Raw genomic sequence first — 23,630 nt, 5'->3', positions numbered from 1 at the left:
GCGCGTGGACCTGTTCGAGTACCAGGCGAGGGATCTCTTCGCCAAGCATGACGTACCGGTGCTGGCCGGTGAAGTCATCGAGACACCTGAGGCGGCGCGCGAGGTGACCGAGCGGCTCGGCGGCCGGGCGGTCGTCAAGGCGCAGGTCAAGACCGGCGGCCGCGGCAAGGCCGGTGGCGTCAAGCTGGCCTCCGACCCGGCGGACGCGGTCGAGAAGGCCGGCCAGATCCTGGGCATGGACATCAAGGGCCACACGGTCCACAAGGTGATGCTCGCCCAGACCGCGGACATCCAGGAGGAGTACTACGTCTCCTTCCTCCTCGACCGCACCAACCGCACCTTCCTGGCCATGGCCTCCGTCGAGGGCGGCGTGGAGATCGAGGAGGTCGCGGCCACCAAGCCGGAGGCGCTGGCCAAGATCCCGGTGGACGCCATCGAGGGTGTGACCGAGGCGAAGGCCCGTGAGATCGCCGAGGCCGCTAAGTTCCCGGCCGAGCTGATCGACCAGATCAGCAATGTGCTGGTCAAGCTGTGGGATGTGTTCGTCAAGGAGGACGCGCTCCTCGTCGAGGTCAACCCGCTGGTCAAGACCGCCGACGGCACGGTGATCGCGCTGGACGGCAAGGTGTCGCTGGACGCCAACGCCGACTTCCGTCAGCCCGACCACGAGGCGCTGGAGGACAAGGCGGCGGCCGACCCGCTGGAGGCCGCGGCCAAGGCCAAGAACCTCAACTACGTCAAGCTGGACGGCCAGGTCGGCATCATCGGCAACGGCGCGGGTCTGGTCATGTCCACCCTCGACGTCGTCGCGTACGCGGGCGAGGCGCACAACAACGTCAAGCCGGCCAACTTCCTCGACATCGGTGGCGGCGCCTCCGCCGAGGTGATGGCCAACGGTCTGGAGATCATTCTCGGTGACCCCGACGTCAAGTCGGTCTTCGTGAATGTCTTCGGCGGCATCACCGCCTGCGACGCGGTCGCCAACGGCATCGTGCAGGCGCTCGAGCTGCTCAAGTCCAAGGGCGAGGACGTCAACAAGCCGCTGGTCGTCCGTCTCGACGGCAACAACGCCGAGCTGGGCCGCAAGATCCTGACCGACGCGGCGCACCCGCTCGTGCAGCAGGTGGACACCATGGACGGCGCGGCCGACAAGGCCGCCGAGCTGGCCGCCAAGTAAGCCCGGACGAGACCGAACGAGGACATCGACACACCATGGCTATCTTCCTCACCAAGGAGAGCAAGGTCATCGTCCAGGGGATGACCGGCTCGGAGGGCCAGAAGCACACCAAGCGGATGCTGGCCTCCGGCACCAACATCGTCGGCGGTGTGAACCCCCGCAAGGCGGGCACGACCGTTGACTTCGACGGCACCGAGGTGCCCGTCTTCGGCGGCGTCAAGGAGGCCATGGAGGCCACCGGCGCCGACGTCACCGTGATCTTCGTCCCGCCGAAGTTCACCAAGGACGCCGTCATCGAGGCGGTCGACGCGGGCATCGGCCTCGCCGTCGTGATCACCGAGGGCATCGCCGTCCACGACACCGCCTACTTCTGGGACTACGCGGCCCAGAAGGGGAACAAGACGCGGATCGTCGGCCCGAACTGCCCGGGTCTGATCACCCCCGGCCAGTCGAACGCCGGCATCATCCCGTCCGACATCACCAAGCCGGGCCGCATCGGTCTGGTCTCCAAGTCGGGCACGCTGACGTACCAGATGATGTACGAGCTGCGTGACATCGGCTTCTCGACCTGCGTCGGCATCGGCGGTGACCCGGTCATCGGCACCACGCACATCGACGCCCTCAAGGCGTTCGAGGCCGACCCCGAGACCGATCTGATCGTCATGATCGGTGAGATCGGCGGTGACGCGGAGGAGCGCGCGGCCGACTTCATCAAGGAGAACGTGACCAAGCCGGTTGTCGGCTATGTCGCGGGCTTCACCGCTCCGGAGGGCAAGACCATGGGTCACGCCGGCGCCATCGTCTCCGGCTCCTCCGGTACCGCTCAGGCGAAGAAGGAGGCCCTCGAGGCCGCGGGCGTGAAGGTCGGCAAGACCCCGTCCGAGACCGCGCGGCTCGCGCGGGAGCGCCTCAGCGCCTGATGCGCGCCCGCCGCACCGGCTGTGCCGGACGCGCTTGCCGCGCTCGCCACGGCCGACGCGCTCGCCACGGCAGCCGCTGCGTCGGCGGCAGCGCATAGGCGCAGCGCGGCGGATCGACACCGGTTCGCCCGGCTGATTGCTCGACGGGCCCGCACCCTCCGGGGTGCGGGCCCGTCAGCTGTTCCGCTCCCACTTCTGCGGCTGCTGGAAATCGCGCAGGTGCACACGTTCGTTGGTGGAGCGGAGTTGGGGGAGGTAGGCGTGACCGGCTCCGCCGGCCGGTTTCCGATGGGCGCGTCCGGCCTTGTCCGCGTCACTCGTACGGGTGGTTTCCGACCCCACGCCCCCGCCCTGCCCCAGGTCCGGGCCTCGCCCCGGGCCCCGTTCCACGGTGGTCGTCCCGGCAGCCGCATCCACCCCCGTACGCATACTCGTTCCCGTTCCCGTTCCCGTGCCCGTGCCCGTGCCCACGCCCGTGCTCGGTCCGCCCGGCAGCGAGACCGGTGCGAACGTCCGCGGCGGGGTCCGGACCGGCTTGTCCGACGGGGTGCCTCCGGTCTCCGTCGTCAGCAGCGTGAAGACCGTCGCCGCCGTCACCGCGGCTGTCAGACCGATCGAGGCCCGGGTCCACATCCGCGTCGTACGGAGACTTTCGCGCCCTACCAGCCGGGGCGGTAGGGGGCGTACCGGTTGCGCGGCGGCCAGCTCGCGCAGCGTGCGCGCCAGTACGGCACCGCGCTGCCGTCGCGGCGTCCGTGCCAGCAGCGGCCAGTCCTCCTCCATCGCCGCCCGCCCGTGTGTGACCCGGCCTGCCGCCGCCTGCGTGCTGCACTCCACCTCGGTCGCCGTCTCGGGCAGGGTCAGCCCGAGCCCGTAGTGCAGCAGAAGCGCGGCGCGGTAGCTGCGCGGCAGCCCGAGGAACGCCTCCAGGACCGCCCGGTCGGCGGGTGCCATCGGATACGGCTGTGGCCTGCGGCGGCCCGGATGGAACTGATGCCAGGGCGAGAGCGCGTACTCGTACACCGTGGCCCGTACCGTGCGCGTCGGATCGGTTGCCGCGAGCACTTTCGGCCAGTGCTGCCACGCCTGGTGGAACGCCCAGCGCACCGCGCGTTCGGCCACCTGGCGGTGACCGCTCAACAGCAGCGCCTGTCGCGTCAGCGCCCGCGCCTGCCGCCGGTACAGCTCGTCGAACGCCGCGACCGGATCGTCCGGCAACGCCGTGGACTGCCGGGCCGACCGGAGGAATTCCGCCACCGGCCCGGGTACCGACGCCACCACCTCGACCCGTGGCTCCGGCTCACTGCGCGGCGCCGGTGCCGACACCCGTGGCGGACCGACGGCCCCCGGCTGCGACTCGCTGCGCGGCGTCGGCGGAAGGGTCGCTTGGCTGTTCGCGTCCTGACTGTTCGCGTCCTGGTCGCCGTCCGCCACCGGGGCGGGGGGTTCTTCGGAGGCCGCCGAGGACTCTGCTCCGTCCGGGGCGAGCGGCGCCTTCGCTTCCGCTTCCGCTGCCGGTGCTTCCGCTGCCGGTGCTTCCGCTGCCTGTACTTTCTCTGCCGGCTCTTGTGTGTCTTGTGCGTCTTCTGCGACTGCTGCATCGGTGGGCTCGGCCGAGCCTGGCGTCTCCACCACATCAGTCGTCACATCAGTCGTCTGCGGAGGCTGCGACGGCTCCGCCGACTCCTGCCCCTCAGGCTCCTGCGGCGCCTCTTGTGCCGCCTGTGGTGTTGTCTCCTGCGCCCCGGACGCCTCGACGACGAACTGCTCCGCCTGTTCCGTCTGGTCCGTCCGGCCCATCTGCTTCGTCGGTTCCAGCGGTTTCAGCGGCTCTGTCGGCGGAGTCGACGGCTTCGGCGGTTGCGCCTCTGCGCTGTTCTTCGTCCGCTTCGCGGCCGGCCGCCTTCCCCGCTTCTTACCCTTCGCTGTTTTGGCCGCTTTCGCGATCTTCGCGGTGTTCACCGTCTTCGCGGTATTCACCGTCTGCGTCGCCTTCGCCGCGCCCTTTTCCGCAGCGGTCTTGGTCGAGGGGGCGTCGGAGGCTCCCGGGGAATGGCGCTTTGCCGCGTTCGCGGCCGCATCGGCGGAGGCGGAGGAAAGATGCATAGCCCTTAGCTTGTGCGACACAGCGACAAAATGCCTGCTACTAGGGCAAAACGGGTGTTCTTGGCAGCATGGCGCCGTGAGCCAATTGACGCACCGCGGTCCGTCGTTGTCCTCGGGCCGTGGCCACCCCCGCCCCCTGCCCCTGACCAGCGGCTGGTTGCTGGGCGGCGCCGTGGCCGCCGGGCTCGGGCTCGGCGTGTTCGCGGTCGTCGTCCTGCTGCTGTGGACCGTCTCCCCGTACCCCGACAGCGGAGCCGGAGGCGCCCTGCGTACGGCGGCGGACCTGTGGTTGCTTGCGCACGGCACGCATCTCGTACGACACGAAACGCTCGCCGGGTCATCCGCACCCGTGGGGGTGACCCCGTTGCTGCTGACGGCGGTACCCGTGTGGCTGCTGTGGCGCGCCACGCGGGAGGGGCTGGACGCGCGGCTCACGGCGGACGACGACGACACGTACGGGCCGCTCGCCGTCGCCGGCTGGGTCGCGGGCGGCTATCTCCTCGTCGCCGCCGCCGCGGTCGCCTACGCGTCCGGCAGCCCGATCGAGGCCGAACCTGTCAGCACGGTCTGGCGCCTGCCCCTGTTCGTCGTCGTGGTGACCGGACTGTGTGCGGCGTACTGCACCCGGAATCCCTCACGGTCCGTCGCGACCGGCTGGGCGGCCTTCCTCGCCCGGCTGCCGGAGGCGGCCCGGGTTCGCCTTCGGGTACTCCTCCGGCACGTCACCCGCGATCGTGCGGCCCTGGCCGTACAGGCGGGCGGGGCGGCCACGGTCGTCCTGTGCGCCGGGGGCGCGATGCTGCTCGCGGGCGCCCTCATCTGGAACCTGCAAGCTGTGTTCGGTGTCTTCCCGGAGCTCACCGACAGTGCCTCCGGCCGGTTCGCGGTGGTGCTGCTCACGATCGCGCTGCTGCCCAACGCGATGCTGTGGGCGACGTCGTACGGCCTGGGCCCCGGCTTCACGCTGGGCGCCGGCAGCGTCGTGGCTCCGGCCGGCACGAGCTCGGCGCCGCAGTTGCCGCCGTTCCCGCTGCTGTCCGCCGTACCGGACGAGGGGACCGGCAGCGTCGTGCAGTGGTGCCTGGCGGGTACGGTCCCGCTGCTGGGCGGTCTGATGTGCGGCTGGTGGGTGGGCCGCTCGGAGGTGGCGGTCGGACCCCCGCCAAAGGGAGCTCACGGCAGGGCGGGCTGGCGCGCCGTCGTCGTCACCGTGCCGCTCGCGGCGCTGTTGTGCGGCAGCCTCCTGGCACTGTCCACAGCGTGCGCGGGTGGACCCCTCGGCAACGACGCGCTCGCGCATCTGGGCCCCTACTGGTGGCAGACCGGTGGCGCGGCATGCGGCTGGCTGCTCGTCGTCGGCCTGCCGACCGCGCTGTGGGTCCGGTGGTGGACGCTGCACACCGAGCGCAGGGCGGCAGCCGCAGCGGAGCGGGCGGCGGAAGCTGCGGCACTGGCCGCCGAGGGACACGGCCCCGACGCCGCCTGGCACACGGACGAGGCCCGCCGTGAGCGGTGGTCCGCGATGAAGACCGCCTCCGGCGGACTGATGGCCGACTTCGTGCCGGACGATCCGAGGGATCACAGGTGGTACGTCGAGCGGTTCGGCCCGATCGAGACGGACCGGGCGCACGACCAGCGCACTCCGGCCACGGACCCGGACAACGCCCCGGACACCGCCCCGGACGTTGGCTCCGCACCCGGCGCTGGTTCCGCACCCGGCGCTGGTTCCGCACCCGACGCGGGCTCCGCACCCGACGCGGGCTCCGCACCCGACATCGGATCCGCTCCCGGCGCGGGCTCCGTTCCCGGCCGCGGCTTCGCTGCCGTCTGCGGCGCCGGCTCAGGAGCAGGCGCAGGCGCCGACTCGGAACCCGGCCCCGGCCCCACCGCTGACACCAACGCCAAGGCCAACGCCAAGGCTGACACCAACGCCTAGCCGCGTCGCAGGGAGCGGGCCGGCGTCGGCGGAGCTCAGCGGTCTTCCAGGAACGGCCGCAGCTCCTCGGGGAGGTGCCGCTTGCAGTCGTCGCGGGAGGACTGGGTCAGCGCGTCGTTCTGGCAGGCGTAGTAGTCGCTGTAGACGAACTGGAACGAGAACGTCGCCGCGACGATCATCAGCGTCAGGCCCGCGGTGACCAGCCCGCTGATGGCCGCTGTCCGCTTGGCCTTGTCCGCCTGCGCCGGGGTGACGGCGAGCGGGACCGGGGGGCGGCCGTCCTTGCCGTCCCCGGTACGGGCACCGGCACCCGCGGTGTCGTCCCGCTCCGGGCCGCGGGAGGTGCCCGCCACGTCCTCCGCGGTCGCGGCGGGCCCGCGGCGACCACGCTTGCCGCTCTTGCCGCCCTTGCTGTTTTTGTCCGCCTTCGCCGTCGCGGACTTCGGCAGCTTGCCGCGCAGTGCGTTGATGCCCCAGTACAGCGAGAGCGCGCCCAGCAGCAGGGCGACCTGCGGCACGCTCAGCAGTGCGAAGAAGAGCCCCCAGATACCGGAGTGCAGGGAGTATCGGGCGTGCCGCTGGAGGGGGTCGGTGGGGTCCCAGCGCATACCGCGGCTCCCACCGGGACCGGCCGGACCGCCGGGACCGCCCGGACCGCCCGGACCGCCGGGTCCCTGGCCGCCGCGGCTCGGACCGCCGCCACCGCCGTTCCCGCCGCCCGAGGTGCCCGGTCCGCCGCCGAATCCGCCGCCCTGCCGGCCCGGCTGCTTGCTGCTCCACTGGCTGCCCCACGCCGAGGGCTGCTGCTCACCCTCCGAAGAGCCGGAGCCACCGTTCTCCCCGCCGCCCGACCCGTTCCCCGAGTCGTTCCCCGACCCGTTCCCCGAGCCGTCGCCGTCGGACGACCCCGAGGACCCCGACGACCTGGCCACCCGTGGCTCCCACGGCTGGTCCGGCTGCCCCTCCGGCGGTGGCGCGAAGGGGTTGTCCTCGCGGGAGGTGCTGTCGGATGCGGCCGCACGGCGGCGTCGGTCGGTCATCTGGTGTGTGTCTTCCTCATCGCTTCCGCGTCGCTTCCACGGCCCTGCGGCCCCCGAGCCCCCGCGGGTACCCAAGGAGACCGTGTCCCTGACGCTACCTTCCGCATGCGCCCCCGTCCCGTGGGGGCCGTTCCGAGTGCCGGTATCGTTGCCGACGGTCGAACGCTTCGTAGAGTTCCCCGGAATCTTCGGGTCCACGTACTTGTACGACCACACAATTCCGTCTCCCCGCGAGAGAGAGCCCCGTCGTGGACGCGCAGTCCTTCCGTCCCGTCGCCCCCGTGCGCCTCGCCGTCCTGGTGTCCGGTTCCGGCACGAACCTGCAGGCGCTGATCGACGCCGAGGCCGATCCCGCCCTCGACACTCCGTACGAGATCGTCGTCGTCGGGGCCGACCGGAGCGGTGTCGAGGGGTTGGCGCGGGCCGAGCGGGCCGGGATCCCCACCTATGTGTGCAGGGTCAAGGACTACGACAGCCGCGAGGAGTGGGACGCCGCGCTCGCCGAGGCCACCGCGGCGCACGCGCCGGACCTGGTCGTCTCCGCGGGCTTCATGAAGGTGGTCGGCAGTCGCTTCCTGGCGCGTTTCGGCGGGCGGTTCCTCAACACCCACCCCGCACTGCTCCCCAGTTTTCCCGGCGCCCACGGCGTACGCGACGCGCTCGCGTACGGCGCGAAAGTGACCGGGTGCACCGTCCACTTCGTCGACGACGGCGTCGACACCGGACCCGTCATCGCGCAGCGCGCGGTCGAGGTCCTGGACGAGGACTACACCGACGAGGGTGCCGCTCTGCACGAGCGGATCAAGGAAGTCGAGCGACGGCTGCTCGTCGAGGTCGTGGTGCGCATCGCCCGCCACGGCTATGCCCTCGAGGGGCCGAACATGAGAAGGGTACGACTGGGTCATGAGTGAGAGTGCAGCGCTGGGCGCCAAGCGGCCGATCCGCCGCGCGCTGGTCAGTGTGTTCGACAAGACGGGGCTCGACGAGCTGGCACGGGGGCTGCACGCCGCCGGGGTGCAGCTCGTCTCGACCGGTTCGACGGCGAAGCAGATCGCGGACGCCGGGGTTCCGGTCACCCCTGTCGAGGAGCTGACCGGCTTCCCCGAGTGCCTGGACGGGCGGGTCAAGACGCTGCACCCGCGCGTGCACGCGGGCATCCTCGCCGACCAGCGGCTGGAGGCACACCGGGAGCAGCTGGGCGAGCTGGGTGTCGAGCCGTTCGAGCTGGTCGTCGTCAACCTCTACCCGTTCGCGGAGACCGTCGCCTCCGGCGCCTCGGACGACGAGTGCGTGGAGAAGATCGACATCGGCGGCCCCTCGATGGTCCGCGCCGCCGCCAAGAACCACCCGTCCGTGGCGGTCGTCGTCAATCCCGACCGCTACGGCGAGGTGCTCAAGGCCGTCGAGAACGGCGGCTTCGACCTGGCGGCCCGCAAGCGGCTGGCGGGCGAGGCCTTCCAGCACACCGCTGCCTACGACATGGCGGTGGCGGGCTGGTTCGCCACTTACGCCGAGACCGGCGCAGGGGACGAGACCGGAGGCGGGGAAGCGGACGCGGGCGGGTCCGCCGCCTCCCAGTTCCCGTCCTTCCTCGGGGTCACCTACGAGCGCAAGAACGTGCTGCGGTACGGCGAGAATCCGCACCAGCCCGCCGCGCTCTACACGGGTGGCTGCGGTGGTCTGGCCGAGGCCGAGCAGCTGCACGGCAAGGAGATGTCGTACAACAACTACGTCGACACCGATGCCGCGCGCCGCGCCGCCTACGACCACACCGAGCCGTGTGTCGCCGTCATCAAGCACACCAACCCCTGCGGCATCGCGGTGGGCGCGGACGTCGCCGAGGCGCACCGCAAGGCACACGCCTGCGACCCGCTGTCCGCGTACGGCGGGGTGATCGCCGTGAACCGGCCGGTGTCCGTGGCGATGGCCGAGCAGGTCGCGGAGATCTTCACCGAGGTCGTCGTCGCCCCCGACTACGAGGACGGGGCGATCGAGGTCCTCTCCCGGAAGAAGAACATCCGGGTGCTGCGCTGTCCCGAGGCGCCGACCGCACCGGCCGAGTTCCGTCCCATCGACGGCGGCGGGCTCGCGCAGGTCAAGGACGCCTTCCAGGCCGCGGGTGACGACCCGGCGTGCTGGACCCTGGCGGCGGGGGAGGCGCTGTCCGCCGACGAGCTGGCCGAACTGGCCTTCGCCTGGCGGGCCTGCCGCGCGGTGAAGTCCAACGCGATCCTGCTCGGCAAGGACCGCGCGACCGTGGGCGTCGGCATGGGCCAGGTCAACCGCGTCGACTCGGCCCGCCTCGCAGTCCAGCGAGCCGGAGCGGAGCGGGCACGCGGCGCCTACGCGGCTTCCGACGCGTTCTTCCCCTTCCCCGACGGTCTGGAGGTGCTGGCCGAGGCAGGGGTGCGCGCCGTCGTCCAGCCGGGTGGATCGGTCCGCGACGAGCAGGTCGTGGAGGCCGCCACCAAGGCGGGCGTGACGATGTATCTGACCGGGACGCGGCACTTCTTCCACTGAGCGCTGAGCCGATACGCAGGGCCGTGCAGCCGCTGCAGCTGCTGCACGGCACTGAGTCCACGGCATGGCACCGCGTGGCGCTTGCACGGCACCGCATGGCAGTGCGCGGAAGGCACAAAAGGAACGGGCCCCTCGTCGGAGGGGCCCGTTCCCATTGCTCGCGCGCCAAGTGGCGTTCGCCTAGCGGCGTGCACTCAGTGCTGCGGCCTGTTGAACCAGCGGCCTGCCGCGCCGCCCGAGCAGAAGATGACGGTCAGCACGGTGATGGCCAGGTAGAGGACGTAGAAGAAGGCAGCTCCCACGGCCTCGGCCCCGTCGCTGCTGTCGACGGTGTCGGAGGACAAGTAGGCGATGAAGCCGATGACCGGCATCAGACTGTTGAGCGAGCCGGCGACGATGGCCGTGATGCGCGTGCCGGAGCGGCCCCTGCCGAACAGGCACGCCGGAACGATGTGCACCGCTGCCATGCCTCCGTACAGCAGGAACACCAGCAGCAGAACACCCATGGCCGATCCCGCCTCGGGCCCCACTCCACCGGGCAGGACGACCGAGCCGCCGCTCGCGGAGAGCGCGGCGATCAGCATTCCTGCGGCTGTGAGGGTCCACAGCGCCCCGGCGAAGAACAGCAGCACCCGCGCCGTGATGACCTGTCCGGGCATCTTGACGATCGGCTGCATATGGCCACCGGGGCCGCCCGGGTAGGCGGGCATACCGCCCGGGTAACCGCCGTAACCGGGCTGCCCGGCGCCCTGCTGCGGGTAGCCGTAGGGGGCGGCACCCGGGGCGCCCTGCGGCGGTGCCGCATAGGGGTTGTTCGGGTTCTGGCCGGGGGGCGGGGGGTAGCTCACGAGCTGTTTCCTCCGACGGTGTTGGGGAGCGGACGGGGCCGAGTGACTCCGGAGAATCACGGCCTGCCCTCAGCAATGTCGCTTCCCCCGGTTCCGGCGCCGCACCGTCGGCCCTCTCTGCACTGCCCGACGCCGGTTGACAATGGTGATGGTCCGACTGTCGGCCTGTCCAGCCAGGTTTCCCGCCTGTGGCGTACTCGCCACGCCTGGTCACCGCCGCACGCGGCCCGCCTCGACGGGGCCGCCGCCCGCGCCCTTACACCAACTGCCCCTCCAGTACGGTCAGATGTCCTTCCTGCACGAGATCGAACCGGAGTGCGAACTGCACCAGGGCCTCACGGATGTTCTCCGGGCCGTCCGGTGAACGCAGCCGCAGCTTCAACCGCAGATAGTCGATGTTCCAGGAGACGTCGGCGCGGGAGACGTCGGGCCATACAGGGCGCAGCCGCTCCGTGAGCTCCGCGACGTCGGGCACCGGAACCGAGGTGGCGTCACCGGCCGGTGCCGTGTCACCAGCGCGCAGACTCGCCTCGCACAGCGCCGCCAGCACGAGGAAGTAGTGGCACGTGTGGTCCAGAGGGTAGGGGCGGGGGAACGGGTCGAAAGCCCAGTCCGCCGCCCCGGACGCTCCGTCGACAGATGTCCCGTCGACGGGTACTCCGTCGCCGGGCGAGCCGTCGCCGGGCGAGCCGTCGGTGAACGAGCCGCCGAGGGCGGAGCCGTCCTTGGGCGAGCCGTCCATGGGTGAGCTGTTCGGCCGTGCCCCGCCCCCGCGTGCCCCGCCCCCGCGTCCGCCGCCGGTCAGCGGGTTGCCGCCGACGAGTGCGTCGGCCGGCGTCAGGTAGTCGTGCCGCGGTGCCAGTACGTCGAAACCGCAGCCGGGTCTCGACTCGCCCGCGCACAGGCGTACTCGTGCGAATTCGAAGGGGACCGGCGCATCGGCTCGGCCGGGCGCGACCCTGATGTGCTCCCCCGCGCCCTCGGGATTCTCGACGATGTAGGTCTGGTCGCTGCTGAAGTTGGTCAGTATCCAGAAGGCACCGGTCGCCGTGATCTCGCCGGCCGCACATGCGACGGCGGGGTGGGAGATGGTCAGGCCGTTGCCTGCCGGTGCCGTGCGGCCGAAGCGCAGCGTATGGCCCGGCTCCAGCCGGTACTGCTCCTCGGGGCCACGGCACCCGTCCGGGACGATGATCACGCTGAACACGCCCGGCACGCTACTGACTCTCCGTACCTGTGCACAACGGAGCGTAGGGGTAGCAGAGAGGCACATGAACGGACCTTTGCCGTCCCGTTGCCAAGGCGACGCCACGCGGGTGACACGGGCTCGCACAGCAGCCTGAATGGATCGCACAGCAGCAGCGGTCGTACCGGCGCGCGCCCGAGCGGAACCGCGCGCCGGGCGGTACCCGCTGTCTCCCGGACGGACACCGGAACCGCGCCGGGCCGGTGTCCGAAGGGTGCCGAGCGGCAGCCGAAGGGAGCCGAGCGGCACCTGAAGGGCACTGAGCGGCACCTGAGTGGAGAGCAGGGGCCCCGATCCGCGAGGATGGGCGTATGACCGCCCAGATTCTCGATGGCAAGGCCACCGCCGCCGCGATCAAGTCCGACCTCACCGCGCGTGTCGAGGCGCTCAAGGCGAAGGGCATCACGCCCGGCCTGGGCACGCTGCTCGTCGGCGAGGACGTCGGCTCCCAGAAGTACGTCGCGGGCAAGCACCGCGACAGCCAGCAGATCGGCATCAACTCCATCCAGCGCGAGCTGCCCGCGAGCGCGTCGCAGGAGGAGATCGAGGCGGTCGTCCGCGAGCTGAACGAGGATCCGGCCTGCACCGGCTACATCGTCCAGCTGCCGCTCCCCAAGGGCATCGACGTCAACCGGGTGCTGGAGCTGATGGACCCGGCCAAGGACGCCGACGGCCTCCACCCGACCAACCTGGGCCGTCTGGTCCTCAACAAGCCGGCGCCGCTGCCGTGCACCCCGCAGGGCATGCTCGTGCTGCTGCGCCGGTACGGCGTCGAGCTCAACGGCGCCCATGTGGTGGTTGTCGGGCGCGGTGTGACCGCGGGCCGTCCGCTGCCGCTGCTGCTGACCCGGCGCAGCGAGAACGCGACCGTGACGCAGTGCCACACCGGCACCCGCGATCTGCCGGGAGTGCTGCGGCAGGCGGACATCGTCGTCGCCGCGGCCGGGGTGCCGCACCTGATCAAGCCGGAGGACGTGCGTCCGGGCGCAGCCGTCCTCGACGTCGGCGTCAGCCGGGACGAGAACGGCAAGATCGTGGGCGATGTGCACCCGGGAGTGGCTGAGGTGGCGGGCTGGATCTCCCCGAACCCGGGCGGTGTCGGGCCGATGACTCGGGCCCAGCTGCTGGTGAACGTCGTCGAGGCCGCGGAGGCGGCGGGGGACCGGGCGGCCGAGGCGGCGGCCCGCTGAGCGCGGTCAGGGAGAATGCCGTCATGGGCGAGGGTGACCGGACCGGCACGGACCGCGGCGGCGAGGGCCGGGACCGCGACAGGAACCGGGGCGGCGACGTGGACGGTGCCCGCGAAGGTGCAGCAGTCGGTGCTGGAGCCGCTGGAGGAGCCGGTGGTGTGGACGGTACCGCCGACGGTGCCGTGGATACCGCTCCCGGTGGTGCCGGAGGCGGTGAGGCGGAAGGAGACTCCGGGATGAGCAGTGCGCAGGAGGCGGCCCCGGCGCGCAGGGCGTCACGGCGTTTTCCGGTCCTGACCCGGGACACCGCGCGCCCCGAGGGCGGGGGACGCGCGACAGGGGGGCACCACCCGGCACCGTACCGGCAGTGGCCGCTGCTGGCGGTCTGCGCCGGGGTGCTGGTCGGACTGCTGGTGACGGTCCTCCAGTTCCGTGCCGGCACGCTCACCATCGGCCTGTCGCTGCTGGGCGGTGCCGTGCTGCGCTGGTGGAAGCCCTCGGTCGGCATGCTGGCCGTGCGCTCACGCTTCACCGACATGATCACCTATGGCGTACTCGGCCTCGTCATCGTGCTGTTGGCCATGATGGCGCAACCCGAACCATGGCTCACGGTGCCGATTCTCGACACCATCGTGCACTTCACAGTGCGCTGACCTGCGCTCCAGCATCCGTTGGGCGCTGCCGTCGCACCGTCGCAACAGTGCCGCGAATGTGAAGGGGCCCGCCTTCCTTCAGGAGGGCGGGTACTTCTGTGCGGGCGGTGTCGGGCGGACGGCGGGCGAACAACGGGCAGCCGCCGGGGGGACGTAACGGTTGGTGTGCGGATGGGCTGGCAGACTAGGGAGCGTTTGCGCGGACGAGCACCCGGGGCCGTGGCGTGACACGGGGGAGAGGAACACTGACAGCGCATTCGCGGACAAGGGGGAGGCAATGCCTCGTTGGAGGTCGCTACCGGAGGATCTGGACCCGCAGATCCGGGAGTTCGCGAGCCAGCTGCGGCGGCTCGTCGACCGCAGCGGGCTGAGCGTCGCCACCATCGCCGACCGGACCGGCTACAGCAAGTCGTCCTGGGAGCGGTATCTGAACGGTCGTCTGTTGCCGCCGCGCGGCGCCACGCAGGCGCTCGCAGAGGTGACCGGAACCGATGTGCGGCATCTGGGCACCATGTGGGAGCTGGCCGAACGGGCGTGGAGCCGCAGCGAGATGCGGCACGACACCACTTTGGAGGCCATCCGGATCGCCCAGGCGAGGGCCGCGCTGAGCGAGGAGCCTTCCCAGGAGCACGAAAAGGGGCGCAGGCGGCGCAAGAACAAGAGTGCAGCGGGTAACGAGGCCCCCGAGGTACCCGGCGCACCTGGAACACCCGGTGCGCCCGAAGGTGGAGCGCTCGACAGTGGCACGCCCGGTTCCGGCAGCGGCACGCCCGGTTCGGGCAGCGGCACCCGCGTCCCGCAGCAAGGGACATCGCCCCAGCAGGAGGCGTCCGCGCGGCAGGGAACACCCCCGCGGCGGATCACGGCGGAACAAGGCGTCCCGGAGGACGGGGATCTGGGGACGGCCATTCTGCGCAAGGACGCCATCCGCGCGGCGGGCAACAGCGCGAGCGCGCGCGAACGGCGCCATCGGTCCGATTCCACCGTGTGGGGCACGCCCGCCCCCGGACTCGGCAGTCCGGGGGCTCCCGGCCATGCCACCGACGCCGACGCACACGCCGACGCACACGCCGACGCACACGCCGACGCAGAAGCCGGCGCCGACCGACGGACCGGTCAGGGCGCAGGGCACAGCGCCGGGCAAGGAGGCGGGAGCGCCGGCGCCGTCCCGCAGGGCGTGCCCGCACCATCGGCACCGGCTCCCGGCGGCGCCGACAGCGGCCCTGCGACAAAGGGTTCGGGCGGTCGGCGCAAGGTCACCGTGCTGTTGGCGTCCCTCGTGGCCGTTCTCGTCGTCGCGGCAGGCGCTGTGCTGTTCTTCGACATCGGCGGAGGCGGCGAGGAGAAGGCCGCCGACCCGAAGCCCAGCCCCACCAAGAAGACCCCGCAGCTTCCCGCGGGCGTGAAGTGCTCGGGCAAGGAGTGCTCCGGCAAGGACCCGGAAGCCATGGGCTGCGGTGGCGAGCACGCCGGCACCAGCAGCTCCGCGTGGGTCGGGACCACCTTCGTCGAGGTCCGCTACAGCAAGGTCTGCAAGGCGTCCTGGGGCCGGATCACCAGCGCCCGGGCCGGCGACTCGCTGCGGATCACCGGCCCGGGCGGCCAGGCGGAGAGCGGCAAGGTGGCGAAGAACGAGACGTACACCAAGATGGTCTCCGTGGGATCGCAGGACGAGGCGCGCGCCTGTGCGACGCTGGCGGCGGGCGGCAAGGGCTGCACCGTTCCCGGAAAGAAGGCACGGTGAACGGACCCGGGGGTGAGGCGGGCGCGGGGTCGGATAGCCTGGCCGATGGGTCTCTTGACGTAGAGAGACTTCCGGCCACCCGCCAGCCACGTCAGGTACTACGGAGAACGCCATGACCCGCACTCCCGTCAGCCCCGTCAACGTCACCGTCACCGGCGCCGCAGGCCAGATCGGCTACGCGCTGCTGTTCCGTATCGCCTCCGGCCAGCTGCTGGGCGCCGACGTGCCGGTCAGGCTGCGTCTGCTGGAGATCACCCCGGCCCTGAAGGCCGCCGAAGGCACCGCCATGGAGCTGGACGACTGCGCGTTCCCGCTGCTCCAGGGCATCGACATCACCGACGACCCGAACGTCGCCTTCGACGGTGCCAACGTGGCGCTTCTCGTCGGCGCCCGGCCCCGCACCAAGGGCATGGAGCGCGGCGACCTGCTGGAGGCCAACGGCGGCATCTTCAAGCCGCAGGGCAAGGCCATCAACGACAACGCCGCTGACGACATCAAGGTCCTCGTGGTCGGCAATCCGGCCAACACCAACGCGCTGATCGCCCAGTCGGCGGCGCCGGACGTGCCGGCCGAGCGGTTCACCGCGATGACCCGCCTCGACCACAACCGCGCGCTCACCCAGCTCGCGAAGAAGACCGGCTCCTCCGTCGCCGACATCAAGAAGCTGACGATCTGGGGCAACCACTCCGCCACCCAGTACCCGGACATCTTCCACGTCGAGGTCGCCGGCAAGAACGCCGCACAGGTCGTCAACGACGAGCAGTGGCTGGCCGACGAGTTCATCCCGACGGTCGCCAAGCGGGGCGCGGCCATCATCGAGGCGCGCGGCGCCTCCTCGGCGGCCTCCGCGGCGAACGCCGCCATCGACCATGTCCACACCTGGGTCAACGGCACCCCCGAGGGCGACTGGACCTCCATGGGCATCCCCTCGGACGGCTCCTACGGGGTGCCGGAGGGCATCATCTCCTCCTTCCCGGTGACCACGAAGGACGGCAAGTACGAGATCGTGCAGGGTCTGGAGATCAACGAGTTCTCCCGCACCCGTATCGACGCCTCCGTCAAGGAGCTGACCGACGAGCGGGACGCGGTCCGCGGCCTCGGCCTGGTCTGAGCCGGCCCGCTTCAGCTGCTGCGCCGTCGACTGCCGCGCAGCTCCACTGCCACTGCTGAGCCGCGCCGCTCGGCTGTCGCACCGCACCGAGGGCCCGTACGGATCCACTGATCCGTACGGGCCCTCGGGCTTTTGCTCGGACTTTCCGCTGGAGCTTTCCGCTCGGGCTTTCCGCTCGGGCTTTCCGCTCGGGGTCTCCCGGGGAGCTCCCGGCGGGAGGCGGCAGCTGCCGGGCGCGTCAGTCGTGGTCGCCGCCGTCCTCCTCGGCCATCACGTCCTCGTACGCGCGCAGAGTCGCGACGACCAGGGCACGCTCGGCGGGGGAGAGCTCGGTCAGCACCTGCCGCCAGGCTCCGGCGCCGCGGGCCAGCCACCGCGAGATGGTGGGGCGGTGGGCCTCGGTGATGCTCACGATGCGGCGGCGGCGGTCGTTCTCGTCCTCGTGCCGCTCCAGCACGCCCTTCCGGCTCAGCTCCCCGACCAGCAGGCTGACCGTGGTGGGCGCGACCTCCAGCCGGGTGGCCAGATCGTTGACGGTCATCGGGCCGTCGAAGAGGAGGTACGAGAGCAGGGAAAGGTGTCGGGGGGCCAGCGCGAGGGACTGCAACTCCTCGGGCACGGGGACGCGCTTGACCCGGCCGACGATGCGCGGCATGAGCAGCAGGAGGTCGCGTACGGCGTCGTCCTCGGCCAGTTCCCCCGGTCGCCCCTTGCTTCCCTGCTGCTTCTCTTCCCCCACCTGCCCCTTCTCTGTCTCCCGTCTCTCTCTGTGACCGTCCATTGACATGGCGGCGGGCCTCCCATTAGCTTTGTGTTCAAAGATGCTTTGCCATCAAAGGTGAATCCGTCTCGCGATATTAGCGATCCGGCTGTTCACCTTGCCGATTGGATGGTTGCCATGCCGCACTTCGAGGTGCAGATTCATGAGGAAGCCCTGGGTGGGGAGGAATCACCCGTCAGTGGGCAGTTGATCGAAAAACTGACGGAAGCGGCACTGACCGTGTATCCCGAGTCGTTCCGGAAGCTGGTCGGTGTCGAGCTCTTCGGTGTGCCCGCAGGGAGGTGGGGCGTCGGCGGGAAGGTGACCGATGAGCCGTCGCCCCTCGTCACGCTGCGTTCCCGGGAGGGGCTCTTCCACCATCCCGACTTCGGCGGAGCACCCGCCCGGCTGATATCCGCGATCACCGACGCCGTCGTCGCTGTCCTCGGGGAGAGCGTGCGGGAACGGGTGATGGTGCGGCTGGTGGGGATTCCGGCTGGCCGTTCGGGCCTCGGCGGCGCGCTGACCTGAGCAGACGGCCACGGCGTTCTCCGGCGCCGAGGCCCGGCCGCCGCCCGGGGCGCAGGCCCGGCGCGAGGCCGGCGGTCACCGACAGGGAAAGAACGGCCATCACCGCCATGGCGGTGGCAGGCGAGGTCTGTTCCGCAACAGCACCCGCGAGCGCGGCGCCCACCCCCTGCATGGCCAGCATGCCGGACGCGTGCAGGCCGAGCGCATGACCGCTGAGCTCTTCGGGCGTCAGCTCCATCAACCTCTCCTGGAGCAGCAGGCTGGCGCCGAAGCCCACGGACGCCACCGCCACCAGTACCGCCGCCGGCGGCAGTGACGGACGCAGCGCGAAGAGCAGATAAGGGGAAGCCAACAGCACGAGCATCGGTACGGCCAGCAGTTTCCGCCAGCGAGGGGGCACGAAACGGCCCACGGCGGTGTCCCCGGCCAGCATGCCCAGCGCTCCGCATGCGAAAAGGAGGCCGGCCTCCCGAGGGGCGTACGGCACGAAGAGGGACTCGCAGCCGACCACCAAGCCGTTGGGCACCCACAACCCCAGATAGACGACGCGGCGGGAGGGTGACGACCACAGCAGGGAGTTGGTCCGCCAGGTCTGGGCCACGGAGGGCCGGCCCGTGGCACGGGGCGGACGTTGGCCCAGGCCGAGCCGGGCAACCACCGCCCCCATCAGATAGAGCGCGGCTCCGGCCAGCAGGGTGCCGCGCGGGGAGAGAACGGTGACAAGCACACCGCCGAGTGCGTAGCCGCAGATCTGCATGGCGCCGTTGGACATGTTCAGCACTGAGCGACCGAGGAGGTAACCGTCCTTGGCGAGGATCTCGTTGAGGAGCCCGTAACGGACTCCACCGCTCAGCGAGGCCAGCAGACCGAGGACCAACAGCACGGAGAAAGATGCCACGAGGGGCAGCCCTGGCACGGCCTGCACGGCGGTACCGAGCGCGAACGCCAGGGGCAGCGCCGTCATCGCTGCACGCGGCCGCAACCGGTCGGCAGCCGACAGCAGCGTCGTCGCCCCGATGAGCTGAGCCAGCGAGGGGCCGAACATGGCGAGGGAGGACAGCAAGGGGGAGCCGGTAGCGGCGTAGATGAGCGTGCCCAATGCCAGCCCGCTCACCGTCTGCCCAGCCACCTGGCAGGTGCTGGCGAGGAAGAGAGGAGTGAACTCGGGCGCCCGGAAGAGCTCGCGATAGGTGCGCATGGCCGGAGTCTCGGGCGGAACCGGGAAGCTGGTTATTGTTTCGCAGGAGAGCGAAACGTCTATGGAAGCCGCCCCCAGGCAGGCCGCGCCTTGGGAAGTCCACGACCCCGGAGGCGTGCCGCTCCTGACGGCAAGGCCGCACCCCACCGGGCTCCCGGAAGGGCCCCACCCGGACCTATCGGCGACGACCGGAACCGGGGCAGCTCCGCAGCGGCGTGCCCTGGGGCGGGTGGGTCGGGGCGTCGGCGCGGGCTTGTGGCGGGCGGGGGCGTCGGCGCGGCCCAGCGGCGGGGCGGGGGGAGGCATCGGCAGGCTCTGGCTGGGCGGTGGGAGCGGCGCAGGTCGACAGGGGGAGCGAGCAGTGGGGTGGTGGCAGGTCAACGCCGACACGTTGGCGGGCAGCAGATTCGTGGTGTCACCGCTTGCCGAGGTGATCGCCTGCCTCAAGGTGCTGGAGCGGGGGAGCGCCGCCCACCCCGGCGAGCGGGCCTGGCTCGACGCCCATCGGCCCGCCTATCTCGCCAGGCAGTCGGCGGATCCCGTCGCCGGGCAGTTGATACGCGCCGCCCTCGGCCCCACCTGGAACGCGGACTTCCTCACCCCGACACCCGACCCCGACGGGAGCCACCCCGCCGCGTCGTTCGAACAGGAGGTGGCACGCATCCGGGAGACCCCACCGGACGTGGCCCGGGCCGACCTGCTGGTGTCGCTGGGCACCAAGGGCCCGCTGCCCGCTCCGCTGCGCCGTGACGACCTGCCGCAGCGCACGGCGGACACCCTGGAGTGGGTGTGGCGCGAGACGGTACTGCCGTACTGGCCGCGGCGGCGCCGGATCATCGAGGCCGATGTGGTGGCCCGCACCGCACAACTGGGCCGGGGTGGTTGGGCGGCGGCGCTCGACGACATGCGGCCGGGGATGCGCTGGCTCGGCGGGAACAGGCTGCAGATCAACACGCGGAACCTCCCGCCGCGTGAACTGTCCGGGGTGCGGCTGATGTTCGTGCCGGTGACGCCCCGCACCGGGTGGGTGTCCTGGGAGGCGTCCCTGGAGCTGCCCCAGGGGGGATGCGCACGTCCTCCCGTGCGGGTCCGGCCCCGCTACGCCGTGGTGTATCCCTGCTCCGGTGCGCTCGCCGACGCCGAGGGGACGCCCGTGCCGGAGGCGTTGGAAGTCCTGCTCGGACGTGCGCGGGCCATGGTCCTGGTGCTGCTCGACTCCCCGAAGAGCACCAGTCAGCTCGTCGCGCTGACCGGTCAGGGACTGGGTTCGGTGGGCCGTCATCTGCGGGTGCTGCACGACGCGCGGCTGGTCCGGCGTCGCCGGGCCGGGCGCTCGGTCCTCTACTACCGCACCGCGGCCGGGGACTGCCTCCTGCAGGCCCAGGGCTGAATCGAGCTGTGCGGGGCTGTGCGGCGCTCTGCTGGTTCGCTGAGCTGTGCGGGCTGTGCTGAGCTTGCCGGGTCGAGCGTCGCTGACGGGCGCCGGAGACCCGGGGCGAGCACGTGTTCACCGACACCAACGGCGGCGTCGTCCGTCGGGGACATCCGCTGCTCGAGGGGGAGATCACCCCGGAGCGGTTCGCTGTCGCCGACCATGTGACCGCCTCCCGCCGGGGCAGGCCGCACGGTCCGATCGACGAGCTGCTGGCCGCTCGGGGGCTGCGGCGCCGGGTGGTCGCCTCGGTGCCGACACTGACCAGCGCGTTGACGGTGTGGTGCAGACCGATCCGGTGGGCCGCACCGAACTGCGGCTGGGCGCGGCCCATGTGGCGCGGCTCGGGCTGGTCTCCTTCGAGATCCCGCTGGAGCTGCCGGACATGCCCATCGCGCAGGCGTGGCGTCCCCGCTACGAGAAGGATCCGGCGCACAGCTGGCTGCGCCATTGCGTACGGGAGATCGCGCGGGAGCTGAGCCCCGCGCGCTCCGTGGCCGTGGGCCGGTGAGGCGTCCGGCTACACCGACTCCGACGGCGGCTCGCCCTGCCCCGAGTCGCGGAGGTGGCGGCGGAGCTGGTCCACGGTGACCGTGCGGTCCTTGGGCGGGGTGGAGCGGGAGACGGGCCGGTTGAAGCGGCCGAGGTCGATCCGGTCGTGCTTGCTGCCCGCCTTGCGCTCCAGCCGCAGCGGGTAGGGCTTGCCCTCGGTGGAGACGTGCATGGTGACGCGGGCCTTGTCCTGGGCGCGGGTGACGGGGACGGAGCGGTGGCCGTCCACGCTGCTCTCGCGGCCCCGTTTCCAGCGTGGTCCGGGGGTGTCGCGCACCCCGGAGGCGGCGCGGAAGGCGTCCAGGTCGCAGGCGGTCGCCAGACCCTTGCCGCCCAGGTCGTCGTCCTTGGCGCTGCCCTTGATGTAGCGGCCCTGGAACTTCTCGGCGGCTGCCGCGCCCTGCTCCGGGCCGAGCTGGGCCTTCCAGAAGGCGGCGTCGGGTTTGAGCCAGACCGTGTCGCCGTGCTTGATCAGCCGCACCGACCCGCTGCCCGGAGTCGTCACTTTTCCGGAACAGTTCGCCTTTTCGTCGAGGGTGAGATCGAGCCGGAGGTCGGGCGCCTTCATTCTGAGCCGCACGGAGTCCGCGGAATTCAACTCGGCGGCTGCTTTTTCCGCTATTTCCTCCCCCGACAACTCTGCGATATCCGGCCCGTCACGCTGGGTGGCCGTGGTGGTGGCATGGGCCGGGGTCAGAAGCCCGCCGGAGGCCGTCGCTGCAGCGCATACGGCTACGACCAGTGAGGTGCGGTGCTGCTTTCGCATCGATGGCTCCGATCCGCGAAGGGGCGGCAGGTGGCTGTGTGGCGGCATGCCGAGCTGCCGAATACGGACAAAGACGTACTCACCGTACGATCCGCCGAGGGGTGGCGCACTTCGGCCAGTGATGAAGCCCACTTGTCAACGGTTTCTGGACATGAGACCCGGAGAACGGGGCAGGGTTCCCGACTGCCATCTGCCCAGGGCTGTGGCAAAAAGCCCCAACGGGGCACCGGGCGCGACCCGGAGAAAGCAGTAAGAAACGGAAGGCAGTACCGAAGGTGTCCGTTCTGGAGAGCATTCACATTGACGGCGCGTGGCGCACGGCCGCAGCCGGCGGTACCCGGGAGGTGCTGGACCCCGCGGACGCCACCACGCTCGCCGTCGTCGCCGAGGGCGACGCAGCGGACACCGACGCGGCCGTCGCCGCGGCGCGTCGCGCGTTCGACGAGGGCCCCTGGCCGCACACCGCCACCGCCGAGCGGGCCGCGCTGCTGCGCCGCGTCGCCGATCTCCTCCAGCGGGACCGGGAAGAGATCGCGCTGATCGAGTCCCGGGACACCGGAAAGACCCTCGAAGAGGGCCGGGTGGACGTGGACGACGTCACAGGCGCGTTCCGCTACTTCGCCGACCTGGTGATGAACGAGTCCGGCGGCCGGGTCGTCGACGCGGGCAGCGCGGATGTGCACAGCGTCGTCGTGCACGAGCCCGTGGGCGTGTGCGCCCTGGTCACCCCGTGGAACTACCCCCTCCTCCAGGCGTCCTGGAAGGTCGCTCCGGCGCTGGCGGCGGGCAACACGTTCGTGATCAAGCCCAGCGAGGTCACCCCGCTGTCCACCGTCCACCTGGTCAAGCTGCTGGTGGAGGCCGAGCTCCCGGCGGGGGTGGCCAACATCGTCACCGGCGCGGGCCTCCCGGTCGGCCAGCGGATGGCCGAGCACCCGGACGTGGACCTGTTCTCCTTCACCGGCGGTCTGGTGAGCGGGACCAAGGCCGGTGCCGCCGCCGTCGCCGGTGCCAAGAAGGTCGCCCTGGAACTCGGCGGCAAGAACCCCAATGTGGTCTTCGCCGACGCCTGCGCCACCGAGGAGGGCTTCGACACCGCCGTCGACCAGGCCCTGAACGCCGCGTTCATCCACAGCGGCCAGGTGTGCTCGGCCGGTGCCCGGCTGATCATCGAGGAGTCCGTCAAGGACCGCTTCGTGGCCGAACTCGTCTCCCGCGCCCAGCGCATCAAGCTCGGCCGCGGCACCGAGGAGGGTGTCGAGTGCGGTCCGCTGGTCTCCCAGCAGCAGCTGGAGAAGACCGAGGCCTATGTCGCCTCCGCGCTGGAGGAGGGCGCTGAGCTGCGCTGCGGCGGCGAGCGCCCGAAGCCGTCCGAGGTGCGGCCCGAGAGCGGCTACTTCTACGCGCCGACCGTGCTGGACAACTGCCACCGCGGGATGCGGGTCATCCGCGAGGAGACCTTTGGCCCAATCTTGACGGTAGAGAGCTTCAGCACCGAGGACGAAGCTGTAACGCTGGCCAACGACACCGAGTACGGCCTCGCGGGCGCCGTCTTCTCCGGTGACACCGCCCGCGCGCGCAGGGTTGCCGCGCGACTGCGCCACGGCACGGTGTGGATCAACGACTTCCACCCCTACCTGCCGCAGGCCGAGTGGGGAGGCTTCGGCAAGTCCGGCATCGGCCGTGAGCTGGGCCCCCACGGTCTGGCCGAGTACCGCGAGACCAAGCACGTGTACGAGAACCTGCGCCCCGCACCCGTCCGCTGGTTCGCCGGCTAGCCGGTCGAGCCGAGGAGACCGCAACCGGCCCACACTCCACCCCGAACACCGCACACCCGAACAGAGCGCGACGGCGGCTCGCCCTTCCGAGCCGCCGGGGCGCACCCGTACCAACCGCCCGT

21 protein-coding genes are annotated in these 23,630 nt (G+C 71.3%); 14 read left to right on the top strand and 7 right to left on the bottom strand.

All coding sequences use genetic code 11. The features are described from left to right. The first annotated feature begins 4 nt into the window (after positions 1–4). Together sucC and sucD are read left to right on the top strand one after the other, a co-directional pair. Entirely contained in the window at positions 5–1,177 is a 1,173-nt protein-coding gene (gene sucC, locus KBY19_RS13925; RefSeq protein WP_099883545.1) for an ADP-forming succinate--CoA ligase subunit beta, read from the top strand. A 35-nt stretch (positions 1,178–1,212) separates the two neighbouring features. Further along, on the top strand, positions 1,213–2,097 hold the full coding sequence (gene sucD, locus KBY19_RS13920) for a succinate--CoA ligase subunit alpha (RefSeq protein WP_099883546.1): 885 nt from the start codon (positions 1,213–1,215) through the stop codon (positions 2,095–2,097). 174 nt (positions 2,098–2,271) lie between these two features. Here sucD and KBY19_RS13915 read toward each other — a convergent pair whose 3' ends face one another. After that, positions 2,272–4,203: an RNA polymerase sigma factor gene (locus KBY19_RS13915; protein ID WP_210965872.1), complete on the bottom strand. Its 1,932-nt coding sequence runs from the start codon at positions 4,201–4,203 to the stop codon at positions 2,272–2,274. Positions 4,204–4,279: 76 nt separating this feature from the next. Between KBY19_RS13915 and KBY19_RS13910 the strand changes: the two genes are divergently transcribed. Further along, positions 4,280–6,139 carry a DUF6350 family protein gene (locus KBY19_RS13910; RefSeq protein WP_210965871.1) on the top strand — a complete coding sequence of 620 codons (1,860 nt, stop codon included), beginning with the start codon at positions 4,280–4,282 and terminating at the stop codon, positions 6,137–6,139. A 35-nt stretch (positions 6,140–6,174) separates the two neighbouring features. On the opposite strand, the gene KBY19_RS13905 is transcribed toward KBY19_RS13910, so the two are convergent. Beyond that, a complete protein-coding gene (locus tag KBY19_RS13905) occupies positions 6,175–7,179 on the bottom strand; it encodes a hypothetical protein (RefSeq protein ID WP_210965870.1) in 1,005 nt (334 codons plus the stop codon). Positions 7,180–7,427: 248 nt separating this feature from the next. On the opposite strand from KBY19_RS13905, the gene purN reads away from it, so the two are divergent. Then, positions 7,428–8,090 carry a phosphoribosylglycinamide formyltransferase gene (purN, locus tag KBY19_RS13900; protein ID WP_099883550.1) on the top strand — a complete coding sequence of 221 codons (663 nt, stop codon included), beginning with the start codon at positions 7,428–7,430 and terminating at the stop codon, positions 8,088–8,090. Further along, on the top strand, positions 8,083–9,699 hold the full coding sequence (gene purH / locus KBY19_RS13895) for a bifunctional phosphoribosylaminoimidazolecarboxamide formyltransferase/IMP cyclohydrolase (RefSeq protein ID WP_210965869.1): 1,617 nt from the start codon (positions 8,083–8,085) through the stop codon (positions 9,697–9,699). The genes purN and purH overlap by 8 nt, the downstream gene beginning before the upstream one ends. 194 nt (positions 9,700–9,893) lie before the next feature. On the opposite strand, the gene KBY19_RS13890 is transcribed toward purH, so the two are convergent. Beyond that, positions 9,894–10,547 (bottom strand): hypothetical protein, encoded by a 654-nt coding sequence (locus tag KBY19_RS13890; RefSeq protein ID WP_210965868.1) that lies wholly within the window; start codon positions 10,545–10,547, stop codon positions 9,894–9,896. 256 nt (positions 10,548–10,803) lie between these two features. Further along, positions 10,804–11,763, bottom strand: a complete 960-nt coding sequence (locus KBY19_RS13885) for a hypothetical protein (RefSeq protein WP_210965867.1) — start codon at positions 11,761–11,763, stop codon at positions 10,804–10,806. A 341-nt stretch (positions 11,764–12,104) separates the two neighbouring features. Between KBY19_RS13885 and KBY19_RS13880 the strand changes: the two genes are divergently transcribed. The 5 genes from KBY19_RS13880 to KBY19_RS13865 all read left to right on the top strand — a co-directional run bounded on the left by KBY19_RS13880 (position 12,105) and on the right by KBY19_RS13865 (position 16,491). Beyond that, positions 12,105–12,983 (top strand): bifunctional methylenetetrahydrofolate dehydrogenase/methenyltetrahydrofolate cyclohydrolase, encoded by an 879-nt coding sequence (locus KBY19_RS13880; RefSeq protein WP_099883554.1) that lies wholly within the window; start codon positions 12,105–12,107, stop codon positions 12,981–12,983. A 33-nt stretch (positions 12,984–13,016) separates the two neighbouring features. Further along, positions 13,017–13,223 carry a hypothetical protein gene (locus KBY19_RS36465; RefSeq protein ID WP_247690958.1) on the top strand — a complete coding sequence of 69 codons (207 nt, stop codon included), beginning with the start codon at positions 13,017–13,019 and terminating at the stop codon, positions 13,221–13,223. After that, positions 13,220–13,636 carry a DUF3017 domain-containing protein gene (locus tag KBY19_RS13875; protein ID WP_247690957.1) on the top strand — a complete coding sequence of 139 codons (417 nt, stop codon included), beginning with the start codon at positions 13,220–13,222 and terminating at the stop codon, positions 13,634–13,636. The genes KBY19_RS36465 and KBY19_RS13875 overlap by 4 nt, the downstream gene beginning before the upstream one ends. Before the next feature lie 277 nt (positions 13,637–13,913). Beyond that, positions 13,914–15,380, top strand: coding sequence for an XRE family transcriptional regulator (locus KBY19_RS13870; protein ID WP_210965865.1), 1,467 nt, complete (start codon positions 13,914–13,916; stop codon positions 15,378–15,380). A gap of 112 nt (positions 15,381–15,492) precedes the next feature. After that, positions 15,493–16,491 (top strand): malate dehydrogenase, encoded by a 999-nt coding sequence (locus KBY19_RS13865; RefSeq protein WP_210965864.1) that lies wholly within the window; start codon positions 15,493–15,495, stop codon positions 16,489–16,491. Between the two features lie 238 nt (positions 16,492–16,729). Here KBY19_RS13865 and KBY19_RS13860 read toward each other — a convergent pair whose 3' ends face one another. Continuing rightward, positions 16,730–17,146: a MarR family winged helix-turn-helix transcriptional regulator gene (locus tag KBY19_RS13860; RefSeq protein ID WP_210957172.1), complete on the bottom strand. Its 417-nt coding sequence runs from the start codon at positions 17,144–17,146 to the stop codon at positions 16,730–16,732. Positions 17,147–17,389: 243 nt separating this feature from the next. On the opposite strand from KBY19_RS13860, the gene KBY19_RS13855 reads away from it, so the two are divergent. Continuing rightward, a complete protein-coding gene (locus KBY19_RS13855) occupies positions 17,390–17,782 on the top strand; it encodes a hypothetical protein (RefSeq protein WP_099883557.1) in 393 nt (130 codons plus the stop codon). On the opposite strand, the gene KBY19_RS13850 is transcribed toward KBY19_RS13855, so the two are convergent. Continuing rightward, positions 17,673–18,980: an MFS transporter gene (locus KBY19_RS13850; protein ID WP_210965863.1), complete on the bottom strand. Its 1,308-nt coding sequence runs from the start codon at positions 18,978–18,980 to the stop codon at positions 17,673–17,675. The genes KBY19_RS13855 and KBY19_RS13850 overlap by 110 nt on opposite strands. Positions 18,981–19,341: 361 nt before the next feature. Between KBY19_RS13850 and KBY19_RS13845 the strand changes: the two genes are divergently transcribed. Beyond that, positions 19,342–20,370 (top strand): ArsR family transcriptional regulator, encoded by a 1,029-nt coding sequence (locus tag KBY19_RS13845; protein ID WP_099883559.1) that lies wholly within the window; start codon positions 19,342–19,344, stop codon positions 20,368–20,370. 322 nt (positions 20,371–20,692) lie between these two features. Further along, the gene (locus KBY19_RS13840; protein ID WP_185017940.1) at positions 20,693–20,923 is read left to right on the top strand and encodes a hypothetical protein; all 231 of its coding nucleotides are present in this window, start codon (positions 20,693–20,695) and stop codon (positions 20,921–20,923) included. Between the two features lie 9 nt (positions 20,924–20,932). Here the strand turns inward: KBY19_RS13840 and KBY19_RS13835 are convergent, their stop codons facing one another. Continuing rightward, a complete protein-coding gene (locus KBY19_RS13835) occupies positions 20,933–21,730 on the bottom strand; it encodes a hypothetical protein (protein WP_099883561.1) in 798 nt (265 codons plus the stop codon). Positions 21,731–22,005: 275 nt separating this feature from the next. Here KBY19_RS13835 and KBY19_RS13830 point away from each other — a divergent pair, with 275 nt between their 5' ends. Then, positions 22,006–23,508 (top strand): aldehyde dehydrogenase family protein, encoded by a 1,503-nt coding sequence (locus KBY19_RS13830; RefSeq protein ID WP_210965862.1) that lies wholly within the window; start codon positions 22,006–22,008, stop codon positions 23,506–23,508. Positions 23,509–23,630: the final 122 nt, after the last annotated feature.

This window comes from Streptomyces sp. B15, from assembly GCF_018070605.1.
In the GTDB taxonomy this organism is placed as follows: Bacteria; Actinomycetota; Actinomycetes; order Streptomycetales; family Streptomycetaceae; genus Streptomyces; species Streptomyces smyrnaeus.
Note: the sequence above shows the minus strand (reverse complement) of the source record. Positions and strands in the feature narration are given on the sequence as shown.

Coding starts and splice junctions, on each gene's coding strand:
- sucD (WP_099883546.1), top strand. CDS start 1,213: ATGGCTATCTTCCTCACCAAGGAGAGCAAGGTCATCGTCCAGGGGATG.
- KBY19_RS13915 (WP_210965872.1), bottom strand. CDS start 4,203: ATGCATCTTTCCTCCGCCTCCGCCGATGCGGCCGCGAACGCGGCAAAG.
- KBY19_RS13905 (WP_210965870.1), bottom strand. CDS start 7,179: ATGACCGACCGACGCCGCCGTGCGGCCGCATCCGACAGCACCTCCCGC.
- purH (WP_210965869.1), top strand. CDS start 8,083: ATGAGTGAGAGTGCAGCGCTGGGCGCCAAGCGGCCGATCCGCCGCGCG.
- KBY19_RS13880 (WP_099883554.1), top strand. CDS start 12,105: ATGACCGCCCAGATTCTCGATGGCAAGGCCACCGCCGCCGCGATCAAG.
- KBY19_RS13875 (WP_247690957.1), top strand. CDS start 13,220: ATGAGCAGTGCGCAGGAGGCGGCCCCGGCGCGCAGGGCGTCACGGCGT.
- KBY19_RS13870 (WP_210965865.1), top strand. CDS start 13,914: ATGCCTCGTTGGAGGTCGCTACCGGAGGATCTGGACCCGCAGATCCGG.
- KBY19_RS13865 (WP_210965864.1), top strand. CDS start 15,493: ATGACCCGCACTCCCGTCAGCCCCGTCAACGTCACCGTCACCGGCGCC.
- KBY19_RS13860 (WP_210957172.1), bottom strand. CDS start 17,146: ATGCCGCGCATCGTCGGCCGGGTCAAGCGCGTCCCCGTGCCCGAGGAG.
- KBY19_RS13855 (WP_099883557.1), top strand. CDS start 17,390: ATGCCGCACTTCGAGGTGCAGATTCATGAGGAAGCCCTGGGTGGGGAG.
- KBY19_RS13850 (WP_210965863.1), bottom strand. CDS start 18,980: ATGCGCACCTATCGCGAGCTCTTCCGGGCGCCCGAGTTCACTCCTCTC.
- KBY19_RS13835 (WP_099883561.1), bottom strand. CDS start 21,730: ATGCGAAAGCAGCACCGCACCTCACTGGTCGTAGCCGTATGCGCTGCA.